Annotated in this window: 15 protein-coding genes; 12 read left to right on the top strand and 3 right to left on the bottom strand. The window is 51.6% G+C overall.

Annotated elements, in window-relative coordinates:
• Positions 1 to 86: 86 nt before the first annotated feature.
• Both HVY19_RS02900 and uxaC read right to left on the bottom strand, forming a co-directional pair.
• Positions 87 to 1,574, bottom strand: a complete 1,488-nt coding sequence (locus tag HVY19_RS02900; protein WP_181682891.1) for an altronate dehydratase family protein — start codon at positions 1,572 to 1,574, stop codon at positions 87 to 89.
• A gap of 14 nt (positions 1,575 to 1,588) precedes the next feature.
• The gene (gene uxaC / locus HVY19_RS02895) at positions 1,589 to 3,001 is read right to left on the bottom strand and encodes a glucuronate isomerase (RefSeq protein WP_181682890.1); all 1,413 of its coding nucleotides are present in this window, start codon (positions 2,999 to 3,001) and stop codon (positions 1,589 to 1,591) included.
• A 467-nt stretch (positions 3,002 to 3,468) separates the two neighbouring features.
• On the opposite strand from uxaC, the gene HVY19_RS02890 reads away from it, so the two are divergent.
• The 12 genes from HVY19_RS02890 to HVY19_RS02835 all read left to right on the top strand — a co-directional run bounded on the left by HVY19_RS02890 (position 3,469) and on the right by HVY19_RS02835 (position 11,462).
• Positions 3,469 to 4,770: an MFS transporter gene (locus HVY19_RS02890; protein WP_181682889.1), complete on the top strand. Its 1,302-nt coding sequence runs from the start codon at positions 3,469 to 3,471 to the stop codon at positions 4,768 to 4,770.
• 172 nt (positions 4,771 to 4,942) lie between these two features.
• Positions 4,943 to 5,719, top strand: coding sequence for a transcriptional regulator ExuR (gene exuR / locus HVY19_RS02885; protein ID WP_181682888.1), 777 nt, complete (start codon positions 4,943 to 4,945; stop codon positions 5,717 to 5,719).
• 345 nt (positions 5,720 to 6,064) lie between these two features.
• Positions 6,065 to 6,727, top strand: a complete 663-nt coding sequence (yqjA, locus tag HVY19_RS02880) for a DedA family general envelope maintenance protein YqjA (protein WP_181682887.1) — start codon at positions 6,065 to 6,067, stop codon at positions 6,725 to 6,727.
• A 3-nt stretch (positions 6,728 to 6,730) separates the two neighbouring features.
• Complete coding sequence (gene mzrA, locus HVY19_RS02875; protein WP_181682886.1) at positions 6,731 to 7,114, top strand: EnvZ/OmpR regulon moderator MzrA; 384 nt, start codon at positions 6,731 to 6,733, stop codon at positions 7,112 to 7,114.
• 148 nt (positions 7,115 to 7,262) lie between these two features.
• Positions 7,263 to 7,631 (top strand): DUF1090 domain-containing protein, encoded by a 369-nt coding sequence (locus tag HVY19_RS02870; protein WP_181684202.1) that lies wholly within the window; start codon positions 7,263 to 7,265, stop codon positions 7,629 to 7,631.
• A gap of 34 nt (positions 7,632 to 7,665) precedes the next feature.
• Complete coding sequence (locus tag HVY19_RS02865) at positions 7,666 to 7,971, top strand: YqjD family protein (RefSeq protein WP_181682885.1); 306 nt, start codon at positions 7,666 to 7,668, stop codon at positions 7,969 to 7,971.
• Between the two features lie 2 nt (positions 7,972 to 7,973).
• Positions 7,974 to 8,378 carry a phage holin family protein gene (locus HVY19_RS02860; protein WP_181682884.1) on the top strand — a complete coding sequence of 135 codons (405 nt, stop codon included), beginning with the start codon at positions 7,974 to 7,976 and terminating at the stop codon, positions 8,376 to 8,378.
• Positions 8,368 to 8,661 (top strand): YqjK-like family protein, encoded by a 294-nt coding sequence (locus tag HVY19_RS02855; protein ID WP_181682883.1) that lies wholly within the window; start codon positions 8,368 to 8,370, stop codon positions 8,659 to 8,661. Before HVY19_RS02860 ends, HVY19_RS02855 begins: the two co-directional genes overlap by 11 nt.
• Positions 8,662 to 8,915: 254 nt before the next feature.
• Positions 8,916 to 9,308, top strand: coding sequence for a DoxX family protein (locus HVY19_RS02850; protein WP_181682882.1), 393 nt, complete (start codon positions 8,916 to 8,918; stop codon positions 9,306 to 9,308).
• A 70-nt stretch (positions 9,309 to 9,378) separates the two neighbouring features.
• Positions 9,379 to 10,365 (top strand): glutathione S-transferase family protein, encoded by a 987-nt coding sequence (locus HVY19_RS02845; RefSeq protein ID WP_181682881.1) that lies wholly within the window; start codon positions 9,379 to 9,381, stop codon positions 10,363 to 10,365.
• A gap of 150 nt (positions 10,366 to 10,515) precedes the next feature.
• Positions 10,516 to 10,881, top strand: a complete 366-nt coding sequence (locus HVY19_RS02840) for a DUF805 domain-containing protein (RefSeq protein WP_181682880.1) — start codon at positions 10,516 to 10,518, stop codon at positions 10,879 to 10,881.
• A gap of 221 nt (positions 10,882 to 11,102) precedes the next feature.
• Positions 11,103 to 11,462, top strand: coding sequence for a DUF805 domain-containing protein (locus HVY19_RS02835; RefSeq protein WP_181682879.1), 360 nt, complete (start codon positions 11,103 to 11,105; stop codon positions 11,460 to 11,462).
• 55 nt (positions 11,463 to 11,517) lie between these two features.
• Here the strand turns inward: HVY19_RS02835 and yhaJ are convergent, their stop codons facing one another.
• Positions 11,518 to 12,414 carry a DNA-binding transcriptional regulator YhaJ gene (gene yhaJ / locus HVY19_RS02830; RefSeq protein WP_181682878.1) on the bottom strand — a complete coding sequence of 299 codons (897 nt, stop codon included), beginning with the start codon at positions 12,412 to 12,414 and terminating at the stop codon, positions 11,518 to 11,520.
• Positions 12,415 to 12,419: the final 5 nt, after the last annotated feature.

The raw sequence follows: 12,419 nt of genomic DNA, 5'->3' as shown, positions 1-12,419 counted from the left end.
TTAATGCCGGATGGCGGCTGACGCCTTATCCGGCCTACCCTAAGTAGTGCGTAGGCCAGATAAACGCAGCGCCGTCCGGCATTTTTTTACAGCGTTACGCCGCTCTTAAAGATAGCCAGTTCCCTGAAATCATTTCGCTCGTTACAGGTTTGCTTGCCGTTGGCGAACTCGACGATGGTGTCGATAAACTCCTCCAGCAGCTGCGGCATCGCTTTACCGTGAATTAACTGCCCGGCGTCAAAATCAATCCAGTGCTTTTTCCGGTTCGCCAGTTCGCTATTGGTGGCAATCTTCACCGTTGGCACAAAGCCGCCGTATGGCGTGCCGCGACCAGTGCTGAACAGCACCATATGGCAGCCAGCCCCCGCCAGCGCACTGGTGGCAACGGCGTCATTGCCCGGCGCGCTCAGCAGGTTGAGTCCGTGAGTCTTCAAACGCTCGCCGTAGCGCAGAACATCAACCACCTGGCTGGAACCCGCTTTCTGGGTGCAGCCCAGCGATTTATCCTCCAGCGTAGTGATGCCCCCGGCTTTGTTGCCCGGCGAAGGGTTTTCGTAAATCGGCTGGTTGTGGGCGATAAAGTACTGTTTGAAGTCATTGACCATGGTGACCAGCTTATCGAACGTCTCTTCGTCGCGGCAGTGGCTCATCAGCAGTTGCTCTGCGCCAAACATCTCCGGGACTTCCGTCAGCACGGTGGTGCCGCCGTTGGCAATCATAAAATCAGAGAAGCGTCCCAACATGGGGTTAGCGGTGATCCCGGAAAGCCCATCTGAACCGCCGCATTCCAGACCAAACTTCAGTTCGCTCAGCTTACCCGGTTCACGTTTGTCGTGACGCATCGCGGCATAAAGCTGATGCAGGTGTTCGATACCCGCTTCCACTTCATCATCCTGATGCTGGCAAATCATAAAATGTACGCGCTCGGGATCGAACTCCCCCAACGTTTCGCGGAAAGCATCCACCTGGTTATTCTCACAGCCGAGGCCGATCACCAGCACCGCGCCCGCGTTCGGGTGGCGTACCATATTTTGTAGCATGGTACGGGTGTTGATGTGATCGTCACCGAGCTGAGAACAGCCATACGTGTGGTTGAACAAGAAGACACCGTCAGTGCCTTCGGCGTCGTTCGTCTCTTTCAGAAAACGGCTCTGGATCTGCCGCGCAATGCCGTTGACGCAGCCGACGGTGGGCAGGATCCACAGCTCGTTGCGCACCCCCACCTCACCGCTGGCGCGGCGGTAGATCTGGACGTCACGATCTGCCGGCTGCCCAGGTAGATCCTGAATTTCAGGTTGATAGCGATACGTGTCCAGATCGCTCAGATTGGTGCGCGTATTGTGGGCATGAATATGCTCACCCGCTGCAATGTCCGCGAGAGTATGGCCAATAGGCTGGCCGTACTTAATCACGTGCTGATTACGCGCGATATCACACAGCGCAAATTTATGCCCGCGAGCGATATCCTGACGAAGCGTGATGATGTGGTTATCAACACTCACCTCGCTGCCCTGCGCCAGATCATCCAGCGCTACAGCAACGTTATCCTGCGCATGGATCTTGATGAATTGCATATCAACCCCAGACCTTAGTTCAGTTCAATGGCGAAGTAATCACGCGCATTGTTAAAGCAAATATTTTTCACCATCTCACCCAGCAACTGGATATCTGCCGGCGCTTCACCCGCCTGCACCCAGCGGCCGATCATCTGGCACAGAATGCGGCGGAAATACTCATGGCGGGTGTAGGAAAGAAAGCTGCGGCTGTCTGTCAGCATCCCGACAAAGCGACTCAGTAAGCCAAGCTGTGCCAGTTGGGTCATCTGCCGTTCCATGCCGTCTTTTTGATCGTTGAACCACCAGCCGGATCCGAACTGCATCTTGCCCGGCATCCCCTCACCCTGGAAATTGCCGATCATGGTGCCCAGCACTTCGTTATCGCGCGGGTTCAGGCAATAGAGGATGGTTTTCGGCAGCAGATTTTCTTCGTTCTGCTTGCTGAGTAGTTTCGAAAGTTCTTCCGCCAGTGGACGGTCATTAATGGAGTCAAAGCCAACGTCCGGCCCCAGCAGCCTGAACTGGCGCTGGTTGTTATTCCGTAGCGCGCCAATGTGGTACTGCTGAACCCAGCCGCGGCGCGCATATTCAGCGCCGAGGAACACCAGCACCGCCGTTTTAAACTGCGCGACCTGATGTTCGCTCAGGGATTCACCTGCCAGACGACGCGCCAGAATACTGTCCAGTTCGGCTTCATTCGCTTCTGCAAAAAGCACCACATCAAGCGCATGGTCAGAGACTTTACAGCCGTGCGCGGCAAAGTGATCCAGGCGTTTACAGAGCGCGCTTTGCAAATCGGCAAAACGACGAATGTCGGTATCGGACACCTCACCCAGCTTCGCCATGTAATCATTGAAAGTCGCCTGCTCAATATTAAACGCTTTGTCCGGACGCCAGCTTGGCAGCACCTTCACCGAGAAACTGCTGTCTTTTGCCACGGCGGCATGGTGTTCCAGCGTGTCGATCGGATCGTCAGTGGTGCCGACCATCTTCACGTTCATCTGCTGCATAATGCCGCGCGCAGAAAAGTTATCCTGCGCCAGCAGTTCGTTGCACCGATCCCAGATTTCATCTGCGGTGGAAGGTGACAGTAGCTTGCCGGTAATGCCAAACGGACGGCGCAGTTCGAGGTGCGTCCAGTGGTACAGCGGATTGCCAATGGTATGCGGCACGGTCGATGCCCATGCATCAAACTTCTCGCGGTCAGTGGCATCACCGGTACATAAGCGCTCGGCGACACCGTTGGTGCGCATAGCGCGCCATTTGTAATGATCGCCCTTCAGCCAGATGTCATACAAATTTTTGAAACGATAATTTTCGGCAACCTGCTGCGGCGGTAAATGGCAGTGGTAGTCGAAAATCGGCTGGTCTTTGGCGTAGTCATGATAAAGGCGGCGAGCAAATTCAGTATCGAGCAGAAAATCTTCGGTCATAAACGGGGTCATTATCGTCATCCTCTCAACGAACAGGTCTGCGTGCTAATGGAGCAATGCGATAAAGTTATCACACCAATTTCCAGACTCAGAAGATATTTTCGTGAGTTAGATCAATTAATGCTGACAAATTAATTACTCTCAATGGAGTAATTATTCCGCCAGGCCGCGCCACTCCTGACATCATCGAATTTAAATAATGTCCCTGCTAAGAATAACACTTTTGTGATGGTACTCACCTTTTAAAGTTGTATGACAAGTTATCTTTCTGCCGTCGCGACACATAACTCAACTGAATACAAATAATACCGATGATTCACCATCGGATTGACCGGTACGGATACCGAATGAGCAGATTCACTTTATGGCAACGTTCGGGCGTACCGATTTTATTGGTTTCCCCGTCGTAAATCGCTTCCCCGTCTCTGGCAGAGAAGATGACCGCTTTGAGCGGGAATAATAAAACGATGAGGTTTTACATGCGTAAAATTAAAGGGTTACGTTGGTATATGATCGCACTGGTGACGCTTGGCACCGTGCTGGGTTACCTGACACGTAACACTGTGGCGGCAGCTGCGCCAACTCTGATGGAAGAGTTGCACATCTCTACCCAACAGTATTCCTATATCATCGCAGCGTATTCTGCTGCTTATACCGTTATGCAACCTGTTGCCGGTTATGTCCTGGATGTGCTGGGTACGAAAGTTGGCTACGCAATGTTCGCCGTTCTTTGGGCCGTTTTCTGCGGGGCAACGGCGCTGGCAGGAAGTTGGGGCGGACTGGCGCTGGCGCGTGGCGCAGTAGGTGCCGCTGAGGCCGCGATGATCCCTGCGGGTTTAAAAGCCAGTTCTGAATGGTTCCCGGCTAAAGAACGTTCGATTGCCGTGGGCTATTTTAACGTCGGCTCCTCAATTGGCGCGATGATTGCACCGCCGCTGGTCGTCTGGGCGATCGTGATGCATAGCTGGCAAATGGCCTTCATTATCTCTGGTGTCCTGAGCTTCGTCTGGGCCATCGCCTGGCTGGTCTATTACAAACACCCGCGCGATCAGAAAAAGCTGACCGATGAAGAGCGTGATTACATCATCAATGGTCAGGAGGCGCAGCACCAGACCAGCAGCGAAAAGAAAATGTCACCGCTGCAAATCCTGCGTAACCGTCAGTTCTGGGGTATCGCCCTGCCACGCTTTCTGGCTGAACCGGCGTGGGGGACTTTCAACGCCTGGATCCCGCTGTTCATGTTTAAAGTGTATGGTTTTAACCTGAAAGAAATCGCCATGTTTGCGTGGATGCCGATGCTGTTTGCCGACCTGGGCTGTATCGTCGGTGGTTATCTGCCGCCGCTGTTTCAGCGCTGGTTTGGGGTGAACCTGATCGTTTCCCGTAAGATGGTGGTCACGATGGGCGCCCTGCTGATGATTGGCCCAGGGATGATCGGCCTGTTCACCAGTCCATACATCGCCATTATGCTGTTGTGTATCGGGGGTTTTGCTCATCAGGCGCTTTCTGGCGCGCTAATTACGCTCTCTTCGGACGTCTTTGGTCGTAACGAAGTCGCCACCGCCAACGGCCTGACCGGTATGTCCGCCTGGCTGGCGAGTACGCTGTTTGCCCTGGTGGTCGGCGCGCTGGCAGACACCATCGGTTTTAGCCCGCTGTTTGCGGTGCTGGCAGTGTTCGACCTGTTGGGCGCGCTGGTCATCTGGACCGTGCTGCAAAACAAACCGGCCAACAATGCGGATTCCACGCCGCAGGTTAATACGCCCGCCACACAAGGTTAGCCTGTGCAGTAAGCCGGGCATATCACTTACCCGGCTTATTAAGGCGTTCACCCCGCATCCCATCAAAACCCAGGCCGTCTGCTCCAGGCGGCTTTTTCGTGTTGGAAAGTGGAGCCAAACTCGCGAAAGTGGTATAACAAATAGAGTCTGCCGTATTATGCCTGGAGCGCATATGGAAATCACTGAACCACGACGTTTGTATCAACAACTCGCTGCTGACCTGAAAGAACGCATTGAACAGGGCGTCTATCTGGTGGGCGACAAACTTCCCGCTGAACGCTTTATTGCCGATGAAAAAAACGTGAGCCGCACAGTGGTTCGTGAAGCCATCATCATGCTGGAAGTGGAAGGGTTTGTTGAGGTGCGCAAAGGTTCCGGCATCCATGTCATTTCCAACCAGTCGCGCCACCAGCAAACGCATGATGATTCGATGGAGTTTGCCAATTATGGTCCCTTCGAACTGCTACAGGCTCGCCAGCTCATTGAAAGTAATATTGCGGAGTTTGCGGCGACGCAGGTCACCAAGCAGGACATCATGAAACTCATGGAGATTCAGGAGCATGCACGCAACGAAAAATGCTTCCGCGACTCCGAATGGGATCTTCAGTTCCATATTCAGGTAGCGTTAGCCACGCAGAACTCCGCGCTGGCGGCCATTGTTGAAAAAATGTGGACTCAGCGCAGCCATAACCCGTACTGGAAGAAACTGCACGAACATATCGACTCACGCACGGTTGATAACTGGTGTGACGACCACGATCAAATCCTTAAAGCACTGATTCGTAAAGATCCAAATGCAGCCAAGCTGGCGATGTGGCAGCATCTTGAGAACACTAAAATCATGCTGTTTAACGAAACCAGCGACGATTTTGAATTCAATGCCGATCGTTACCTTTTTGCCGAAAATCCGGTGGTTCATCTCGATACGGCGACTAACGCGGCAAAATAACATTTCCCGCTTCGACAGGCGCACCGTTGCGCCTGTTCTTCTTTTAAAAACAGTAAGCGTTAGGTATAAAGTGTCAGCCTGTGTAAATCCTCTCGCCACCCTCTCTCGCAACCCGCAAAATCAAACGCTATCGACGCGTAATTTCTATTACGAATAACGTTGAGCTTTGTTACAATTAGATGCAATTCGAATGTTTGCTCGTAGTGCTTACTTCACCATTTTACAGGGATTAGTTCAGGCCGAGAATTTGCGCTATCCATCCGCCCAGTAGAAAAATCAATCATAATGCGGTGTAGCAAACTCCTGTAACCTGCATGACATTAACCGATTCACCAGGATTACTGAATGGAACTTTTGTCCCAATTACTGAATGCTCTGTGGGCGCAGGATTTTGAAACCCTGGCCAATCCTTCCATGATTGGCATGCTCTATTTTGTGTTATTTATGATTTTGTTCCTCGAAAACGGCTTGTTACCCGCGGCCTTTTTACCGGGTGACAGCTTACTGGTGTTAGTTGGCGTCCTGATAGCTAAGGGGGCCATGGGCTACCCGCAAACAATCCTCTTGCTTACCGTCGCGGCGAGCCTGGGCTGCTGGCTGAGCTATATCCAGGGCCGCTGGTTAGGAAATACGCGAACCGTCCAAAACTGGCTGTCGCATTTGCCCGCGCATTACCATCAGCGCGCCCACCATCTGTTTCATAAACATGGTCTTTCCGCGCTGTTGATTGGTCGTTTTATTGCCTTTGTCCGCACCCTGCTCCCGACCATTGCCGGCTTATCGGGTCTTAACAATATTCGCTTTCAGTTCTTTAACTGGATGAGTGGGCTGCTGTGGGTGCTGATCCTGACAACGCTGGGCTATCTGTTAGGCAAGACACCGGTGTTCCTCAAGTATGAAGATCAGTTAATGTCATGCCTGATGCTGCTGCCCGTTGTTCTGTTGGTGTTTGGTCTGGCGGGTTCGCTGGTCGTGTTATGGAAAAAGAAATACCGGAACCGAGGGTAAAGGATGCTTAAACCGCGCGTAACGATAAAACAGCTCGCCTGGAGCACCGCGTTTCTGATTCTCATGGGAACGCTGCTGCTGGTATGGTCAGCGATTCGCCAGCAAGAATCCACGCTGTCGATACGTGCTGTACACCAGGGAACCAGCATGCCCGATGGCTTTTCTATCTGGCACCATCTTGATGCCAACGGCATCCAGTTTAAGAGCATTACCCCGCAAAAAGACACCCTCCTGATCACCTTCGATTCCAGCGCTCAGAGTGCGGCCGCCAAAGTCGTACTCGATAAATCCCTCCCGCAAGGCTACATCATTGCCCAGCTAGATGATGACAACCAGGCTGTACAGTGGTTGTCACGTTTACGGGATACCCCTCACCGTTTGGGATAATTACCAGGAATCCGAATAAGATCACATGGTTTGGTGATTTCGGCATTTACTGTCTAAGCTTAATGAGTCGGTTGGCTCCGCCGCCGCGTTATTACCTGGATCATCGTTTCTGAATTCATGGGGACGAGTCACAATGGAAGGTTCAAGAATGAAATACCGCATCGCTTTCGCTATTACCCTTTTCGCCCTCAGTGCCAGCAGTTATGCCAACACGCTTTGTCAGGAAAAAGAGCGCGACATTCAGCGGGAAATTAGCTATGCCGAGAAACACAATAACCAAAACCGTATCAATGGCTTGAAAAAAGCCCTCAGTGAAGTCAAAGCGAACTGTACTGACAGTAAGCTTCGCGCTGAACATCAGAAAAAAATTGCTGAACAGAAAGAAGAGATTGCTGAACGCAAAAAGGATCTCGCAGAAGCACAACAAAAAGGCGATGCGGAAAAGATTACCAAGCGTGAACGCAAGCTGGCAGAAGCTCAGTCTGAGCTGAAGTCACTTGAAGCGCGTGACTATTAAGCTACCGTAACACTGACTCTTTTGGAGAAAAACTATGTCTAAAGATACCTCATCGGAACATCTGCGTGCTGAGTTGAAATCCCTGGCGGATACGCTTGAAGAGGTGCTGAGCTCCTCTGGCGATAAATCTAAAGAAGAGTTGAGTAAGATCCGCAGCAAGGCCGAGCGTGCGCTGAAAGAAAGCCGTTACCGCCTGGGTGAAACTGGTGATGCCATTGCCAAACAGACCCGTGAAGCGGCAGCGCGCGCTGATGATTACGTTCGCGAAAACCCATGGACCGGCGTCGGTATTGGAGCAGCAGTCGGCCTGGTTCTGGGCGTTCTGCTGACGCGTCGCTAATTATGGCGGATTCTCATCACGCACAAGGCCCCGGCAAGAGCGTTCTGGGCATCGGGCAGCGGATTGTCACCATCCTCGTGGAGATGGTCGAAACCCGGCTGCGTCTGGCCGTCGTTGAACTTGAGGAAGAAAAAGCCAACCTCTTTCAACTATTGCTGATGCTGGGACTGACCATGCTGTTTGCGGCGTTTGGCTTGATGAGTCTGATGGTGCTCATCATCTGGGCCGTAGACCCGCAGTATCGGCTGAATGCGATGATTGCCACCACGGTCGTGCTTCTGGTCCTGGCGTTAATTGGCGGCATATGGACGTTGCGTAAGTCGCGCAAATCCACCCTGCTACGCCATACGCGCCATGAACTAGAAAACGACAGGCAGCTTCTTGAGGAGGAAAGCCGTGAGCGATAAAGCCGAACGTGCAAAACGTAAGGCCCAATTGCTTAGCACGATCCAACAGCAGCGGTTGGATCTTTCAGCCAGTCGTCGTGACTGGCTGGAAGCCACTGGCGCTTACGATCGAGGCTGGAACACGCTGCTGAGCTTCCGCTCGTGGGCGCTGGTTGGCAGCAGCGTAATGGCAATCTGGACCATACGCCACCCAAATATGCTGGTCCGCTGGGCACGGCGCGGATTTGGCGCATGGACAGCCTGGCGGCTGTTTAAAAAGACGCTGAATTCGTCGGTCGGATAAAGTCAAAACCTGCCCGATGGCGCTACGCTTAACGGACATGCAAAACAGAACCGTAGGCCGGATAAGGCGTCAGCCGCCATCCGGCACTTTCCTCAATACCTCAAAATTTTTGACAATTTTTAACAGTTTTCCTTGCTAACAATTGTCATTCTTCACGTTTATGATTCTCTCCATCGACAGCAATGACGCGGAACAACGCAGCATTGCACTAAAAAAACACAATCAGCAGCCTGAGTGGTTCCCTGGAGAGTAACATGAAAAAATTAGAAGATGTTGGTGTACTGGTAGCACGTATCCTGATGCCAATCCTGTTTATTAGCGCAGGTTGGGGGAAAATCACCGGTTACGCGGGTACGCAACAATATATGGAAGCGATGGGAGTCCCTGGGTTTATGCTGCCGCTGGTTATCCTGCTTGAGTTTGGCGGCGGTCTGGCGATTCTATTTGGTTTCCTGACCCGTACCACCGCACTGTTTACCGCAGGCTTCACGCTGTTGACGGCGTTCCTGTTCCACAGCAACTTTGCTGAAGGCGTAAACTCGCTGATGTTCATGAAAAACCTGACCATCGCAGGCGGCTTCCTGCTGCTGGGCATCACTGGTCCTGGCGCGTTCAGTATCGACCGCGTCCTGAATAAAAAGTGGTAAGCACGCTATAATGTAGAATCTAAAACGAGGAGATAATCTCCTCGTTTTTGCTATCTGAGGGAGATACACCATGGGACAACTTGTTGACGGCGTCTGGCATGATACCTGGTACGACACCCAATCTACCGGGGGCAAATTTCAACGCTCAGTGTCGGCTTTTCGTCACTGGCTCACTGCGGATGGCGAACCTGGGCCTTCCGGCGTTGGCGGTTTCGCCGCTGAAAAAGACCGCTACCATCTGTACGTTTCACTCGCCTGTCCGTGGGCGCACCGCACGCTAATTCTGCGCAAGCTCAAAGGACTGGAACCGTTTATTTCGGTTTCTGTCGTCCACCCCTTGATGCTGGAAAATGGCTGGACCTTTGATGACAGTTTCCCGGCGGCCACGGGCGATACGCTGTATCAGCATGAATATCTGTATCAGCTTTATTTGCATGCCGACCCTCATTACAGCGGGCGCGTTACCGTGCCAGTGCTATGGGATAAAAAAAACCACACCATTGTCAGCAACGAATCCGCTGAAATTATTCGCATGTTCAATACTGCGTTTGATGCTCTGGGAGCAAAAGCCGGAGACTACTACCCGCCGGAACTGCGTTCCAAAATCGACGAACTCAATCACTGGATTTATGACAACATCAACAATGGCGTCTATAAAGCCGGTTTTGCAACCAGCCAGCAGGCCTATGATGAGGCGGTGAATAATGTATTCACCCATCTTGCCCGGGTGGAGAAGATCCTCGGACAGCATCGCTACCTGACAGGGGATCGGCTAACGGAAGCAGACATTCGCCTGTGGACTACCCTGATCCGCTTTGATCCGGTCTACGTCACCCATTTTAAATGCGACAAACATCGCATCAGCGACTATCTCAATCTTTATGGTTTCCTGCGCGACATTTATCAAATGCCGGGCATTGCGGAGACGGTCAACTTCGACCATATACGCAACCACTACTTCCGCAGCCATAAAACCATTAACCCGACGGGCATTATTTCCATCGGACCGTGGCAGGATCTTAATGAGCCGCACGGGCGCGACAGTCGCTTTGCCTGACAAATTGCCGCCATCTGGTCTTTGTTGATAGCCCGATGGCGGCACAGACCACAATCATTCACATAACAAATATTTACCACCTATTCATTCGCGACTATTCTTACCTTGATTGCTTTAAAAACAAGTGATTGACTGAACATTGAGGCGAAAATGGATTGGTATTTGAAGGTTTTAAGAAATTATATTGGGTTCGGTGGTCGGGCACGACGTAAAGAATACTGGATGTTCATTCTGGTCAACGTCATCCTGACGTTTGTGCTTGGCGTACTGGATAAACTTCTTGGCTGGCAGCGCGCTGGAGGAGAAGGCGTACTGACAACACTATATGGAATCCTGGTATTTTTACCGTGGTGGGCAGTCCAGTTCCGACGTCTGCATGACACCGACCGCAGCGCCTGGTGGTTATTGCTGTTATTGATTCCTGTTATCGGTTGGCTGGTTATTATTATCTTTAACTGCCAGGACGGTACACCCGATGAGAATCGATTTGGCCCGGATCCAAAATCTCTCGCGTAAACATGAAAAAGGCAGAGAAAATTCTGCCTTTTTTTATTTCACATTCTAAACCATTGTTATATTTATCTGTTAATAACTCATTCACTTCCTAAGCATACTATTTAAAATTATTATATTTGCATATATCACTCTGAAATGTTCTTAAATTATTAGAATGCGAATGACCAGGCCGAAATAGCATGTTATATTTCGCCATCTTTTTTAAGTAATAAGGATATTGAATGAATTGGTATATTGACGTATTAAAAAATTATGCAGTCTTTAATGGCCGTGCGCGCAGAAAAGAGTACTGGATGTTCGTGTTGATTAACATGATCGTCAGTATTGTACTGAACGTAATTCAGGGTGTTATTGGTCTGGAAATTCCATGGATCTCGATCATCTATATGCTGGGTGTGCTGCTGCCGAGCATTGGCGTTGCGATTCGTCGTCTGCATGATACCGATCGCTCCGGTTGGTGGCTGCTTATTTCCTTTATTCCGGTTGTGGGTACCATCGTACTTATCGTGTTCCTGTGCCAGAACGGGACCGCTGGAAACAACCGTTTCGGTGCTGATCCGAAAGCAGGTCAAATTAACTGATCTTATTCGGGGCACATTGTTGCCCCGAATTTCGACAGTGCGGAAGACCCTATTTTTACTTTTTGGCAAACAGCTTAGGAATTTCTCGCAGGCACCAGGATTTCGCCTCGCCCATACTGTCTCGCCGCCAGGCCATAATAATATCAATTTCCGTGGTCGACTCCGGGCTCACCACCCGCAGGCGCCCTTCGGCAATGTCTTTTTCCACCAGCGGATAAGGCATTGTTGCCACACCCAATCCGGCTAACAGCGCCTGACGCTTATCTTCAATCGTACTGACGGTCAGACGCGGTTGCTTATCCAGCAATTGCACCGTTAATACCGGCCTCTCACGCGCAGTATCCGCCACTGCAACCCCACGATATTTCACGCGCGTCACTTCCGACAACGGTTCTGGTTCCTGATGAATAGGATGATCCGGTGCTGCAACATAGACGTTCATCAGGGTATACAGCTTGCGGGAATTAATTTCTGACGACGAACGGAAGTGCATATCCGGGGCGATAACAATATCCGCTCTCCCCTGCTCCAGTCGCTCCCATGCCCCAGCCAGCACCTCGGTAATCACCGACAGTTGGGTATTCGCTTTCCCGGCCAGTCGATCAATCAGCGGAAAGAATGCCGACGTTGGCACCAGCGCTTCAGTCACAATGGTCAGGTGCGTTTCCCACCCGCGCGCCAGCGCTTCCGCATCCGTAGTGAGCTTATCTGCCGCTTCCAGCAGCACGCGCCCGCGTTCCAGAAGCATACGGCCAACGTTGGTAAATTTGGTGCGGTGACCCGAGCGGTCAAACAGCACCACGTCCAGTTCTTCCTCCAGCTTTTGCATGGTGTAGCTGAGCGCAGAAGGTACACGCCCCAGCTCATCTGCCGCTGCGGCAAAGCTGCCGCGTCGGTCTATCGCGTCCATTACGCGTAATGCTTCAAGCGTTAATGCCCTTTCTTTAGCCATCTCGT

It is taken from the genome of Citrobacter sp. RHB25-C09, assembly GCF_013836145.1.
Taxonomy (GTDB): domain Bacteria; phylum Pseudomonadota; class Gammaproteobacteria; order Enterobacterales; family Enterobacteriaceae; genus Citrobacter_A.
This window is presented reverse-complemented; position numbering and strand designations above follow the sequence as displayed.

Coding starts and splice junctions, on each gene's coding strand:
- HVY19_RS02900 (WP_181682891.1), bottom strand. CDS start 1,574: ATGCAATTCATCAAGATCCATGCGCAGGATAACGTTGCTGTAGCGCTG.
- HVY19_RS02850 (WP_181682882.1), top strand. CDS start 8,916: ATGAAAAAATTAGAAGATGTTGGTGTACTGGTAGCACGTATCCTGATG.
- HVY19_RS02840 (WP_181682880.1), top strand. CDS start 10,516: ATGGATTGGTATTTGAAGGTTTTAAGAAATTATATTGGGTTCGGTGGT.
- HVY19_RS02890 (WP_181682889.1), top strand. CDS start 3,469: ATGCGTAAAATTAAAGGGTTACGTTGGTATATGATCGCACTGGTGACG.
- mzrA (WP_181682886.1), top strand. CDS start 6,731: ATGCTTAAACCGCGCGTAACGATAAAACAGCTCGCCTGGAGCACCGCG.
- HVY19_RS02835 (WP_181682879.1), top strand. CDS start 11,103: ATGAATTGGTATATTGACGTATTAAAAAATTATGCAGTCTTTAATGGC.
- uxaC (WP_181682890.1), bottom strand. CDS start 3,001: ATGACCCCGTTTATGACCGAAGATTTTCTGCTCGATACTGAATTTGCT.
- yqjA (WP_181682887.1), top strand. CDS start 6,065: ATGGAACTTTTGTCCCAATTACTGAATGCTCTGTGGGCGCAGGATTTT.
- HVY19_RS02865 (WP_181682885.1), top strand. CDS start 7,666: ATGTCTAAAGATACCTCATCGGAACATCTGCGTGCTGAGTTGAAATCC.
- HVY19_RS02860 (WP_181682884.1), top strand. CDS start 7,974: ATGGCGGATTCTCATCACGCACAAGGCCCCGGCAAGAGCGTTCTGGGC.
- HVY19_RS02870 (WP_181684202.1), top strand. CDS start 7,263: ATGAAATACCGCATCGCTTTCGCTATTACCCTTTTCGCCCTCAGTGCC.
- HVY19_RS02845 (WP_181682881.1), top strand. CDS start 9,379: ATGGGACAACTTGTTGACGGCGTCTGGCATGATACCTGGTACGACACC.
- yhaJ (WP_181682878.1), bottom strand. CDS start 12,414: ATGGCTAAAGAAAGGGCATTAACGCTTGAAGCATTACGCGTAATGGAC.
- exuR (WP_181682888.1), top strand. CDS start 4,943: ATGGAAATCACTGAACCACGACGTTTGTATCAACAACTCGCTGCTGAC.